This window comes from Corynebacterium gottingense (assembly GCF_007559235.1).
In the GTDB taxonomy this organism is placed as follows: Bacteria; Actinomycetota; Actinomycetes; order Mycobacteriales; family Mycobacteriaceae; genus Corynebacterium; species Corynebacterium gottingense.
Genome location: NZ_VMHH01000005.1, coordinates 95,617 through 108,346 on the forward strand (window position 1 = coordinate 95,617; position 12,730 = coordinate 108,346).

The following is a 12,730-nucleotide window of genomic DNA, read 5'->3' on the forward strand; positions in this document are numbered from 1 at the left end:
GCGGCAGCTGGAGGAGCGCCGCGCGACTAGGCGCGCTCCCACCCCCGCCGCGCGAAGTCCAGACGATGGGTCTATCGTGCGACACATGAGCGTATCTGATGGTCTCGTAAGGTTCCTCGCTGGCGTGCGCAGCGTCGACGGAAAACGAGTCACTCCAGTGGGCTGGCATGCGCACAGCCAGGGCGTGGAGACCCTGCTGGCGAGCTTCCGGCAGGTCCCCGCGGGCGAGCGCGTCCGCCTGGCTAAGCGCACGTCGAATTTGTTTCGCAAGCGCATCGAGCCCGGCGCTGGCCTCGATGTCAGCGGCCTCGGCGGGGTCATCGCCATCGACCCGGTTGCTAAAACCGCGGATGTCCAGGGGATGTGCACGTACGAGCAGCTTGTCGACGCCACCCTGCCCTTCCACCTCGCACCCCTGGTCATCCCCCAGCTGAAGACCATCACACTCGGCGGCGCCGTCTCCGGCATGGGTGTGGAGTCCACCAGCTTCCGCAACGGCCTGCCACACGAGTCTGTCATCGAGATGGACGTGCTCACCGGCACCGGCGACATTGTGCGCTGCTCACGCAAGGAGAACGTGGACCTCTTCCGCGCCTTCCCCAACTCGTACGGCTCCCTCGGCTACGCGGTGCGCCTGAAGATCGAGCTGGAGTACGTCGCGCCGTACGTGGAGCTGCAGCACGCACGCTTCCACTCCCTGCGTGACTTCCAGGAAGCGCTCAGCGCCGTCTCCGCCTCCGGATCGTGGGACGGCCGCACGGTGCACGGGCTTGACGGCGTAGCCTTCTCCCCGGAAGAGCAGTACCTGGTGCTCGCCTTCCAGGCCGACGACGCCCCGGGCACCTCCGACTACACGCGCGACGCGATCTTTTACCGCTCCCTACAGCACCCCGAGGGCATCACGCACGACTTCCTCACGATCCGCGACTACATCTGGCGCTGGGACACCGACTGGTTCTGGTGCTCGCGCGCCTTTGGCACGCAGCGCCCGAAGGTGCGCCGGTTCTGGCCCCGCGAGCTGCGACGCAGCGCCTTCTACTGGAAGTTGGTCGGGCTGGACAAGAAGTACGATCTGGAATACCGCTTCCTCAAAAAGCCCAAGAACCTGCCGCGCACCGAGCGCGTCGTGCAAGACATCGAGGTCACCGACGCACATGTCGCCGAGTTCCTCGACTGGTTCTTCCAAGCCAGCGAGATCGAGCCCGTCTGGCTCTGTCCCATCAGGTTGCGCAGCGACTCGGCTGCGCTCTCACAGCTTGGTCTGCCTGAGCACGCCCCGTGGCCGCTCTACCCGCTCGAACCGGGCACAACCTGGGTCAACGTCGGGTTCTGGTCGGGTGTGCCCGCCGACCACGTCTCGCCCGCCCAGGAGCCGGGCGCCTTTAACAAGGTGATCGAGCGCAAAGTAAGCGAGCTGGGCGGCCACAAGTCGCTCTACTCCGAGGCCTTCTACGAACGACCCGAGTTCGAACGCCTCTACGGCGGCGACCTGCCAGAGCGGATGAAGGCCACGTACGACCCGGACCGACGCTTCCCGGGCCTGTTTGAAAAAACTGTCAACAACGCATAGCGCACACCGCAGCGCACAGGAGAAGAATGCACATGAGCAAGTTCGTACCAATGACCGTGGCCGACATCGTGGATACCCTGTTCCCCACGTACAACCCGTTCCGCTGGGAAGCGTTCGACGGGTCCTCCACAGGGCCGGTGGGCGCGGAGCACACGGTGCGCGTGAACAGCCCGGAGGGGCTGTCCTACATCGCCACCGCACCTGGCGACGTCGGCCTGGCGCGCGCCTGGGTCACCGGCGGACTCGGGGTCGAGGGCGAGCACCTAGCACACCCGTACGCGGTGTTTGATAAGCTGCGCAACCTCTACGCCCACTACAAGCGCCCGAACCCAAAGGAACTCTGGCGCATCGTGCGCTCCTTGCGCGGCATGGGTGCGTTCCAGATCCAGCCCGTGCCGGAGGCGGAGCAGGCCTCCTGGTTTGAGCGCACCGTTCGCGAGGGCCTCGCGCCCCACTCCAAGGAGCGCGACGCGGAGGTCATCTCCTCCCACTACGACGTGGGCAACGACTTCTACGAGCTGTTCCTCGGCGAGTCCATGGCCTACACCTGCGCCTACTACCCCACCGAGGACGCCAGTCTGGACGAGGCCCAGGAAAACAAGTGCCGCCTCGTCTTTGAAAAGCTCCACCTCAAGCCGGGCGACCGCCACCTGGACATCGGCTGCGGCTGGGGCACGATGGTGCGCTACGCCGCCAAGCGCGGCGTGAAGTCACTCGGCGTCACCCTGTCCAAGGAACAGGCCGAATGGGCGCAGGCGAAGATCAAGGAGGAGGGACTCGAGCACCTCGCGGAGGTACGTCACCTGGACTACCGCGACGTCACCGAGTCCGGCTTTGACGCGGTCTCCTCCATCGGGCTCATGGAGCACATCGGGGTAAAGAACTACGCCTCCTACTTCGACTTCCTCTCCAGCAAGCTGCGCCCGGGCGGCGTGATGGTCAACCACTGCATCACGTTCCCGGACAACCACAAGACGAACAAGGGCGATTTCATCGGCCGCTACATCTTCCCGGACGGCGAGCTCACCGGCTCCGGCACTATCGTGCGCAAGATGCAGGACCACGGGTTCGAGGTTGTCCACGAGGAGAACCTCCGCTTCGACTACATGCGCACGCTGCGCGATTGGTGCGAGAACCTTAAGGAACACTGGGACGAGGCGGTCGAGCTCGTCGGGCTGAACACGGCCAAGCTCTGGGGCATGTACATGGCGGGCTCCGAGTGGGGCTTCGAGCACGACATCGTGGAGCTGCACCAGGTGATGGGCATCAAGCTGGATAGCGAAGGCTCCCGCGCCGGCACGCCCGAGCGCCGCTGGTGGAACGACTCGGTATTCTAGGCGCGGTGTTTTCAGTACCGCGAGGCGCTAGCATGGCGGGTATGAAGAAAACGATTTCGAAGCCGTACGCCATCGCCGCTGACTACGTCGCTATCGCGGTGTTTGCGCTGCTCGCGCGCGCCGCGCACCAGACCGAGGAGATGCCGTTTAACTTCACCGGCTGGCTGTCCACGCTGTGGCCATTCGCGCTCGGAGTGACGCTCGGCTGGCTCATCGCCCGCGATAACAAAGGCGGCATCATTTGGCCGGTCACCGTCATCACCGGCCTGGTCATTTGGGGGATCCGCAACCAGTCCATCCCGCACTGGTCCTTCATCATCGTGGCCACCGTGATGTCCGCGCTGCTCATGCTCGGCTGGCGCGGCATTGCCAAGCTGGTGGCAAAGAAGGGCTAGAAGCTCGACCCGAAGTTGTACATCGGGTCGCCGGTCTGGATGCCGTTGACAAACCAGACGAGCATGCTGATCAGGTCGCCGGCGAGATCGAGGGTGGAAGAGAGCATCGAAGCTATACCTTTCTGGTGAGGAGATCGTACGGTTAGCCTATCGGCACCGTAACCATTTCGTTACAGCGGGCTGATCGTGTGCTTCTTCGGCAGATCGGACTCCCGCTTGGTGGAGAGCTGGCGCAGGGCTCGTCGTAAAGCAATGCGCGTCTCGCTCGGCTCGATCATCTGGTCAATGTACCCGCGCTCCGCGGCGACATACGGCGAGGTCATGTTCTCGTCGTAGAAGTCCATGAACATCTTCTTCATCGCCTCGCGCTGCGCGGGGTCCTCGATGGCGGCGAGCTGCTTGCCCTGGATCATCACCACGGCAGCAGAGGAACCCATCACGGCGATCTGGGCGGTGGGCCACGCCAAGTTGATGTCGCCGCACAGGTTCTTCGAGCCCATCACCGCGTAGGCACCGCCGTAGGCCTTACGCACAATCAGCGCGACCTTGGGCACGGTCGCCTCCACGCCCGCGAAGGCGAACTTCGCGCCGCGGTGAATCAGTCCCTCGCGCTCCTGCTGCACGCCCGGCAGGTAGCCCGGGGTGTCCACCACGTAGACGATGGGAATGTTGTACGCATCGCAGGTGCGGATGAAGCGTGCGCCCTTGTCGGCAGCATCGGCGTCGATGCAGCCAGCCTGGTACATGGGATTGTTGGCCACAAAACCGACGGCGCGGCCGTCGACGCGCCCGAAGGCGCAGATGAGGTTCTCCGCATAGTTGGCCTGGATCTCCACCAGGTCCTCGTCGTCGCCGAGCTGGACAAGCAGGTCCATCATGTCGTAACCGGCGTTCGTGTCGTCGGGCATGAAAGAGTCCAGCTCGCTGTCGTCGAGCTCCTCGTCCTCCGGCGCCTCGACAACCGGGGCCGGGTCGAACGTCGAGGTAGGCAGGTGCGCGAGGAGGTCGCGCACGTAGTCGAAGGCCTCCTCCTCGGAAGCCACCACCGCCTGGATGTTGCCCGACTGCTCCTGCACGCGCGCGCCACCCAGCTCTGCGGAGGTGATGTCCTCGCCGGTCACCTCGCGGATCACGTTCGGGCCGGTCACATACATCTCGGATTCGCCATCGACGGCGACCACGAAGTCGGTAGTCACCGGGGCGTAGACCGCGCCACCGGCGGACTTGCCCAGCATGATCGAAATCTGCGGGCTGCGGCCCGACAGCGGGAGCTGGCGCTTCGCAATCTCGGAGTACATGGCCAGCGACGTCACCGCGTCCTGAATGCGGGCGCCACCCGAGTCCTGGATGCCGATGACGGGGCAGCCGATCTTGATGGCAAACTCCATCACCTCGACCACCTTGCGGCCAAAGGTCACGCCGACAGAACCGCCGTAGACGGTCTTGTCGTGCGCGTAGATCGCCACCGGGCGGCCGTCGATACGCCCGTAGCCGGTCACCACGCCGTCGGAGTAGACAGCCTTGTCATCACCCGGGGTGCGCGCGAGCGCCCCGATCTCCACGAAGGAGTCCTCATCCAGCAGGGCGGCGATGCGCTGGCGCGGAGTCGTTCGGCCGGCGTCGTCGCGGCGCTTGCGGGAGCGCTCCGAGCCCGGGTCCTGGGCCTTTTCCAGCCGGGCGCGCAGGTCTGCAAGCTTATCGGCGGTTGTCATGCTCAATCCAATCGTTCATGTGCTTGCCCACGATCCCCACCGCGGGCTCGTCCACCACAGCGAGGTGGTCGCCAGGCAGGTGCACGATGGTCAGGTCCTTTACGATAGCGCCCCAGCCACCATCTTCGTCAATGTGCGCGTAGTTCGGCTCCAGCTGGATCGCGCCGTCGTGCATGCGCTCGGCGCGGAACAGCAGCACGGGCACGGTCACGTCGGCCCAGCGGGTGAAGTCCAGGTGGTTGAGGATCTGGTTATCCACAAAGGAGGCGCGCTGGTGCTCGAGCACCCCGGCGGCCAGGCCGTGCTCGGAGGCGTCGGTCGTAGCGAGGAACTGCGAAAGCATCTCTAACAGCGCGTCCTCGCCCGCGGTCTCGAGCAGCTCGTAGGGCACCTCGAAGTCCAGGCCGTACGTCTCCTTGGCAAAGGCGGCGTAGCGGCCCCAGCGCGCCTTCGTCTCCTCCGGCGTGTCCGGGATCGGCTCGCTCGGCTGCGTCGTATCCAGCAGCGCAATGAAGTCGATTGTGTCATTGCCCAGCTGGTGCGCGACCTCGTAGGCCAGCGCGCCGCCGAAGGACCAGCCGGCGAGCACGACCTTGCGCCCCTTCGCCAGCTCGGTGATGTCCTTCACGTACGCCGCGGCACGCTCCTCAAGCGAGCCCTCGAGGCGCTCCACGCCGTAGACCGGCACGTTGTCGCCGAGTCGGCGCGCCAGCGGGGCGTACACGCTCGAGGACCCACCCGCCGGGTGGAACACAAAGACGGGGTTGACCTCGTCGGAGCCGTCGCGGAAGACGCGAATGTTGCCCTCAACCTCGGTCTCGAGCCCCTCGCGCACAATGTTCGCCAGCGGCTCCAGCGTCTCCGCCTCGAGTACCTGCTGCGCGGTGACCTCGATGCCGGAGCGCTCGGTGAGGTGGTTGGCAATGTCGTGCGCTTGGGCATCGCTAATCGACGCCAACGGGGACGTCACACCAGCCGCGGCCTTCCCCGCGTACTTCGCCCAGGCGCCGAACACCATGCGCTCGGAGGCGTCGCGCGGGGCCACGCCGACGCCCTGCGCCGGTTCGGCGGATTCCGCCTGTGCGGAAGGCGTGCTGGGCTCCGCCGGTGCCGCGGCCGGAGTTTCCGCCTGTGCGGAATTTTCGCGGCCGGCCACGACCTCTTCGACGATGCGGATGACGTCGGAGACGGAGGCGTCGCGAAGCGTCTGCACCTGCAGCGGCGGGATCTGGAAGTCGTTTTCCACCTGGTTCTTGATGCGCATGCCCATCAGCGAGTCCAGGCCGAGGTCGATCAGCGGCAGCTCGTCGGGCAGGTCCTCCGGGTCGTAGCCCATGGATTCGGAGACGATGCCGCGCAGGCGGTCCGCCACCGTCTCGCCGGAGGCGGGGTCCCAGCGCACGGCCTCGACACCTTCGGTGCCTGCGGCACCCTCGCTCGCGCTCGGTGCGGTGGCGGCGTCACCCGTCGGGGCGATCTCCGCCACGCCCGCGAGCTGCTCATCGCCGCCGAGCGACAGCGTGGTGACAAACCCCTCCGCGAGCAGCGTGTCCTCGTTGAACACCTTCACGCTCGCGCCGCCCAGGCTCGGCTGGACCACCGTGGTGACCTCGCCGTCGGCGGGCAGGTAGCTGTGCTCCTCGCTCGCCACGACGCGGGCGCCCGGGAGCACCTCGGCCGCCGCGGCCTCGATGAGCTGGTAGGGGCTAAAGACCTGGTCGGCCTGGGTAGCAAAGGCGACCTTCCCGCCGGGCAAGCGGACCTTAGCGCCCAGCAGGGACCCGCCCGCCGCCGAGGGCCGGGCGGCCGTCCAGTAGGAGTTGGTGTGGAAGGCGGTGCGGGGGGCGTCGATAAGCGAGCCCTCGCCGTAGAAACCAGCGAACTTCACGGGCACGCCGCCGACGTAGAGTTTGGCGGCGAGATCCAGCAGCGCGCCGACCTCGTCCACCTTGCGCTTGTTGGTAAACAGCAGCTGCGCGTCCGGCTTGCCCGCGGCGAACGCGGTGTTCATCATGCCCATGAGCGCGACCGGGTTCGGGGTGACCTCCACCAGGGTGGTGTGGCCCGCGGCGAAGGCGGCCTCGGTGGCGTCCTGGAAGTAGACCGGCTGGCGCGTCATGCGCAGGAAGTAGTCCATGTCGTGCACGACCGCGCCCGCCGGGTAGACCTCGCCGCGGTCCACGGAGGTGAACAGCGGCACGGTCAGCGGATGCGGCTCGATGCCGGCGATGCTGCCGGCCAGGTCGCCCAGGATCGGGTCGAGCGCGCTCGTGTGGCCCGCGCCGCGCACCTTCAGCTTGCGGGCGAACTTCTCTTCCTTGGTCAGGGCGTCCACGATGTAGTCCACGGCCTTGCCCGGGCCGCCGACGGTGGTCATGCCCGGACCCGCGTAGACGGCGGGCTCCACGCCCGCGGCCTCCGGGTGGGCCTGGATGAACTCGGCGAGCTGGTCGCGGGACAGCTCCACCACCGCCATCGCGCCCTCCTGGTCGGTGCCGGCGATCATGGCTTCGCCCTCGCCCATGAGGCGGGCGCGCTGGGTGGCAATGAGGATGGCGTCCTTGTCCGAGATGCCGCCCGCGGCGTAGGCGGCGGCGATCTCGCCCATAGACATGCCCATGGTTGCCGCCGGGGTGATGCCCATGGCGGCGAGCAGGTCGGTCTGCGCGATCTGGATCGCGGTGATGGTGACCTGGCCGGTCTCGGTGTCGTAGGTCTGCCCGTCGTCCGTGATGATGTCCAGCATGGACCAGCCGCCCTCGAACTGCACGTACTCGTCGAGCTCACGCATGCGCTGCGCAAAGAGCGGGGAGGCGTCGAGCAGCTGCTTGGCCATCTTGCGGTGCTGCGAGCCGAAGCCCGAGTAGACGAAGACGGGGCCGACCGCGCCCGGCGCGTCGGCGGCGACGATGCCGGGGCCGATCTTGCCGTCGGCCACCTGACGCAGGCGCTTCACGGCCTCCTCGGTGGTCGCGGCCTGCACGACGGCGGCGGAGCGGCCGTGGTTGCGCTTGGCCAGCGAGCGGGCGATGGGCGCGAGGTCCGCGTCGGCGCGGCCCTCCAGGAAGTCCGCGAGCTGGGCCGCGGCCTCTTTGCGGCGCGAAGGCAGCAGCCCGGAGACCGGCAGCGCGACCTGCTCGGCGGCGCCGGCGACGAAGGCGGCGGCGTCGGTGTTTTCGGTGTCCACGGCCTCTGCGGTGTCCGCTGCCTCGTAGTCAGCGGGATCGAAGTCGGTGACCACCACGTGCGCGTTGGTGCCGCCGAAGCCGAAGCCAGACAGGCCCGCGACGCGGCGCCCGGAGTACCGGGGCCACTCGCGCGGGTCCTGCACGACCTCGATGCGCTCCGCGTCAAAGTCCACGAAGTGGTTCGGCGCGGTGAAGTTCGCGCTCGCCGGGATAGTGTCGTGCTTGAGCGCCTCGATCACCTTGATCATTGCCACCACGCCGGCGGCGGATTCGGAGTGGCCCACGCTCGACTTCGCCGAGCCCAGCAGCAGCGGCTCGGTGGCCTCGCGGCCCCGGCCGAGCACCTCGCCCAGCGCGGTGGCCTCAATCGGGTCGCCCAGGATGGTGCCGGTGCCGTGAGCCTCGACGAGGTCCACCTCGTGCGGGTCCACGCCCGCGTCGGCGTAGGCGCGGCGCAGCACGTCTACCTGCGCGTCCGGGTTCGGGGCGGTCAGGCCGTTGGAGTGGCCGTCGGAGTTCGTGGCGGAGCCCTTGATCACGCCGAGGATCTCGTCGCCGTCCGCCATCGCGTCCTCCACGCGCTTGAGCACGACGAAACCGGCGGCCTCGGAGCGGACGATGCCGTCGGCGTCGTCGGAAAAGGCGTGGATGCGCCCGGTGGGGCTGATCACGCCCAGCTCGGAGAACATCAGCGATGCGAACGGGTTGGCCAGGATGTTCACGCCGCCAGCCAGCGCCACATCGGCCTCACCATCACGCAGCGCGCGCACCGCGTGGTGCACGGAAACCAGCGACGAGGAGCAGGCCGTGTCCACGTTCATGGACGGGCCGCGGAAGTCAAAGGCGTAGGAAATGCGGTTCGGGATAATGGAGCTCGCCGAGCCGGTCAGCGCGTACGGGTGCGCCTGCGCCGGGTCGGCGCCCATGAGCATGCCGTAATCATTTGCCGAAGAGCCCACGAACACGCCGACCTGCGCGCCGCGCAACGAGTCGGCCGGGATGTGTGCGTCCTCCAGTGCCTCCCACGCGACCTCGAGCATGATGCGCTGCTGCGGGTCCATATTGGTGGCCTCGAGCGGCGACAGGCCGAAGAACTCGTTGTCAAAGGATGCAATGTCGTCGAGGTAGCCGCCGTCCGTGGACTCCTCCGCCATCTTGGTGCGCAGGTAAGGGTCGCCCGTGTACTCGCTCCACCTGCCTTCGGGCAGCGGGCCGGTGGCCACGGTGCCGTCGACAAGCAATTGCCAAAACGCCGCCTGATCCTTCGCGCCCGGGAAGCGGCCGGCCGAACCCACAATCGCGATGTCGCGCTGCGCCGGGGCAAGTGCTTCACGACGCCCACTCGCCCCCTCACTCACGCCCCCCTTCGGCTCGGGCCGCTCGGGCTGCTCGGGCGCAGTCAGCGCCTTGGCCAGGGAGAGGATGGTCGGGTGCTGGTAGGCGATAGTGGGGTCGACGCGGCGGCCGAGCGTGCGTTCGAGCTCGCCGGAGAGCACCACGGCATCACGAGACGACAACCCGTAGGCCTCGAGCGACTTGGCCGGATCGACCGAATCGGCACCAGTAACGTCGGCGGCCTCGGCAGTCTGGGCCACCCATTCCTGCAGCCAGCGGATCAGTTCAGTCTCAGTCATTGCGCGTGAGTTCATAACACCTAAGGTTATCGTCCTACTGCGGGTTCGCGTTAGCACGCTCCTGGAATTGCTTTGCGTTCACCCGGCGCGCAATCTTGCCCGACGATGACCGCGCGATCTCGTTCGGCGCGCGGAACTCCACTACGTCCGGGGACACGCCGTGGTGCGAAGATACGGCCGCGCGGATCGCTTCCTCCGCGGCGGCGTCGCCGGACGCGTCGGCGGTGTCGCCGCGCTCGACAAGGATGACCAAGCGCTCCACGTCATCGCCCGGGACGGAGAAGGCGGCGACGGAGTCCTTGCGCACATGCTCGGACGCCTCCATCACGGTGGCCTCGATGTCCTGCGGGTAGTGGTTGCGCCCCGCCACGACGACCAGGTCCTTCACGCGGCCGGTGATGTAGAGCTCACCGTCCACGAGCACGCCGAGGTCGCCGGTGTTGAGCCAGCCGTCCTTTGGCAGGCCCTCCTGGAGGGTGGTGCCGATGGTGTTGGCGAAGGTGTCGGCGGTCTCCTCCTTGCGCTCCAGGTAGCCGCCGGCCACGTTCGGTCCGTTGACCCAGATCTCGCCCACCGAATTTTCCGGGACCTCGTCCTTGGTTGCCGGGTCCACGATGGCAAAGCGCATCCAGCTCACCGGCTGGCCGTTGGACGCGAACTGGACGCCCTCGCCTTCCGCCACCTCGGCGGCGGTGCCGGCCGCGAGCTGCTCGCGGTCGAAGGAGGTAAAGCGCGGCAGCTCCGGCGTCTTGCCGGCCTGCGGGGTGGATACCAGGAGGGTCGCCTCGGCCAGGCCGTAGGAGGGGCGCAGGACCTCGCGGCGCAGGCCCGACTTGCCAAACGCGGTGAAGAACGCGTCGACGCCCGGCTTGGTCACCGGCTCGGAGCCGATGATGATGCACTCGAGCTGGGAGAAGTCGTAGTCCTCGGCTGCCTCGGGCCCGTTGGGCGCAGCGTAGCGGGCGGCCATGTCCAGCGCGAAGTTCGGCGCGACGGTGTAGATGTGCATGTCCTCCGGGTCCGACTCGCGGCGGGAGAGGCGCTCCATCCAGCGCTTCGGCTGCTGCACGAAGTCCTGCGGCGTGAAGATCTCCATCTCGTTGCCCAGGATGATCAGCAGCGTGGTGACCACGATGCCCATGTCGTGGTGCAGCGGCAACCAGGACACCAGGCGCATCGGCTGCTGCACGCCCACGCCGCTGTAGATCTGGATGACGTTGGACACAATGGACTCGTTGGTCAGCTTCACGCCCGCCGGGGTGCGGGTGGAGCCGGAGGTGTACTGCAGGAACGCGGTCTGGTTCGCGGTGTCCGTGCCGGCGGCACCCGCCGCCTCTGCCGCCGCGCGCAGCTCGCCCCAGCCCTGGGCCAGGGTGTCCGGCAGCGCGTCGACGGCGATGATGCGCGGGCGCTGCGCCGACGGCAGGTCGGCAAAGTAGGCGCGCACTGCGGCGGCGCCCTTCTTGTTGGTCAGGACCGTCTTCGCGCCGGAGTCATACAGCACGGCGCGCAGGTGGCCCTCGTGGCCGGGCTCGTTCGGGTCATAGAGCGGGACGGGCACCTGGCCCGCGTACATCGCGCCCATAAAGCCGAGGATGTACTCGGGCGAGTTGGCCGCCAGGATGGCGACGCGGTCGCCGGGCTTGCCCACCTGGGCCAGGCGCACGGCGATCGCTTTGATGCGGGTGTTGACTTCACGGCGCGTGTACACAACGGAGTTGCCCTCGGCGCTATCGGAGTAGTCCCAGAACCTGATGCTCACGGCGTCTGCCTGCCCGGCTTGCTCGGCCGCGGCGTAGAGCATCTCCGTCATGGCGGGGATGGTAAATCCCGGCGGGATCGTGATGTTTCCGGCCTCGTCGAGGAAGCGTGCGATGATTGCGTCGAGATCCATGTCTGGGCCCTCCAAAAATTAGTTAGTACCTACAAAGCATCTATAGTAGTGCGCGCCCAATCCAGCGTCCACTGTGGTGTGGTCGTTCCCGGAATCACATCCGGGTTTGTCGCATACATCGCGTGGTTTCCGCTTGCCATTACTAACTCCTGCGCACGCTCCAGCGCGTTGCCCACACGCGCAGGCGCATCGCACACGGTGTCCGCGGGTGCGCAGATCTCAAAGGCGCGGTCCGCAACCTCGCCAAACCCGCCGGGGCGAGCGCCCGTCATAGTCGCGCCCGGCGTCACGCCGTCGGCCACCAGCTGCAGCGGCTGCAGCGCGATCTCCGCGCCCACGCCGGTCACCGGCGCGCCCGGGTTCACACCCACGCCGTTCTCGCGGCGCCCGTCCGCAATCATCACCGCGCCAAGCAGGCGCTCCGGCGGCACAGCGTTCATCCCGGTACCAATCTCGTTGGCAATGTCGCCCACGATCACCGCGCCCTGGCTGAACCCGGCGATGATGAACTTGGTGCTCGGACATGTCGTCGCCACGTGCTTCAGCTCGCCGTTGAGCTTCGCCTTGCCCTCGGCGCGGGAGTCGTCATACGTCATCTCGCGCCGGCCATGCTCAGTCTGGATGTTCCGGAACTGCGCGGTGTACGGCACGGTGAACACGCGGACGTGGTTGATGTCGTACTCCTGCTGGAGCGGCTGCGTGATGGAGAGCATGAAGCTCTGCGGATTGGCCTGCGGATTGAACGGGTCATCATCCGCCGAAGACTCCCAGGTGCCGGGCACGGAGACGAACTCGACGGCCGGGCACCAGTCCGGCTCGGCCGGTTGCTCCGGGTCCTGCGACCCGCCCCCGGTCTCGCCCTGGCCGGGCACCGGGGACAGCGCCGAATCACCGGATTGGTCCGACGCCTGCCACTGGTAGACCCCCAGCCCGATGACTGCGAGGACCACCAGGACGGCTGCAACCACAAAAACGTTGCGCCCTTTGCGCATGAAGTGCC

The 12,730-nt window shown here is 67.3% G+C and carries 7 protein-coding genes; 3 read left to right on the plus strand and 4 right to left on the minus strand.

Annotated features, from left to right (window positions below):
- The first annotated feature begins 85 nt into the window (after positions 1 to 85).
- The 3 genes from FPH17_RS07370 to FPH17_RS07380 are packed head-to-tail and all read left to right on the plus strand — an operon-like array spanning position 86 to position 3,302.
- A complete protein-coding gene (locus FPH17_RS07370; RefSeq protein WP_154879598.1) occupies positions 86 to 1,570 on the plus strand; it encodes an FAD-binding oxidoreductase in 1,485 nt (494 codons plus the stop codon).
- Positions 1,571 to 1,602: 32 nt separating this feature from the next.
- Positions 1,603 to 2,907: an SAM-dependent methyltransferase gene (locus FPH17_RS07375; protein ID WP_154879494.1), complete on the plus strand. Its 1,305-nt coding sequence runs from the start codon at positions 1,603 to 1,605 to the stop codon at positions 2,905 to 2,907.
- A 41-nt stretch (positions 2,908 to 2,948) separates the two neighbouring features.
- Positions 2,949 to 3,302: a DUF3054 domain-containing protein gene (locus FPH17_RS07380; protein ID WP_233125517.1), complete on the plus strand. Its 354-nt coding sequence runs from the start codon at positions 2,949 to 2,951 to the stop codon at positions 3,300 to 3,302.
- 170 nt (positions 3,303 to 3,472) lie between these two features.
- Here the strand turns inward: FPH17_RS07380 and FPH17_RS07385 are convergent, their stop codons facing one another.
- From FPH17_RS07385 to FPH17_RS07400, 4 genes are read right to left on the minus strand one after another with little or no spacing between them, the layout of a single operon-like run.
- Positions 3,473 to 5,014 carry an acyl-CoA carboxylase subunit beta gene (locus FPH17_RS07385; protein ID WP_154879496.1) on the minus strand — a complete coding sequence of 514 codons (1,542 nt, stop codon included), beginning with the start codon at positions 5,012 to 5,014 and terminating at the stop codon, positions 3,473 to 3,475.
- Positions 4,998 to 9,836 (minus strand): polyketide synthase Pks13, encoded by a 4,839-nt coding sequence (gene pks13 / locus FPH17_RS07390; RefSeq protein WP_154879498.1) that lies wholly within the window; start codon positions 9,834 to 9,836, stop codon positions 4,998 to 5,000. The genes FPH17_RS07385 and pks13 overlap by 17 nt, the downstream gene beginning before the upstream one ends.
- Positions 9,837 to 9,870: 34 nt before the next feature.
- The gene (locus FPH17_RS07395) at positions 9,871 to 11,730 is read right to left on the minus strand and encodes a FadD32-like long-chain-fatty-acid--AMP ligase (RefSeq protein WP_154879500.1); all 1,860 of its coding nucleotides are present in this window, start codon (positions 11,728 to 11,730) and stop codon (positions 9,871 to 9,873) included.
- 29 nt (positions 11,731 to 11,759) lie between these two features.
- Complete coding sequence (locus tag FPH17_RS07400) at positions 11,760 to 12,722, minus strand: cutinase family protein (RefSeq protein ID WP_154879502.1); 963 nt, start codon at positions 12,720 to 12,722, stop codon at positions 11,760 to 11,762.
- Positions 12,723 to 12,730 lie beyond the last annotated feature (8 nt).

Bases quoted from the DNA above. Each gene is read 5' to 3' on its own strand.
- FPH17_RS07370 (WP_154879598.1), top strand. From the start codon at position 86: ATGAGCGTATCTGATGGTCTCGTAAGGTTCCTCGCTGGCGTGCGCAGC.
- FPH17_RS07375 (WP_154879494.1), top strand. From the start codon at position 1,603: ATGAGCAAGTTCGTACCAATGACCGTGGCCGACATCGTGGATACCCTG.
- FPH17_RS07400 (WP_154879502.1), bottom strand. From the start codon at position 12,722: ATGCGCAAAGGGCGCAACGTTTTTGTGGTTGCAGCCGTCCTGGTGGTC.
- FPH17_RS07380 (WP_233125517.1), top strand. From the start codon at position 2,949: ATGAAGAAAACGATTTCGAAGCCGTACGCCATCGCCGCTGACTACGTC.
- FPH17_RS07385 (WP_154879496.1), bottom strand. From the start codon at position 5,014: ATGACAACCGCCGATAAGCTTGCAGACCTGCGCGCCCGGCTGGAAAAG.
- FPH17_RS07395 (WP_154879500.1), bottom strand. From the start codon at position 11,730: ATGGATCTCGACGCAATCATCGCACGCTTCCTCGACGAGGCCGGAAAC.
- pks13 (WP_154879498.1), bottom strand. From the start codon at position 9,836: ATGACTGAGACTGAACTGATCCGCTGGCTGCAGGAATGGGTGGCCCAG.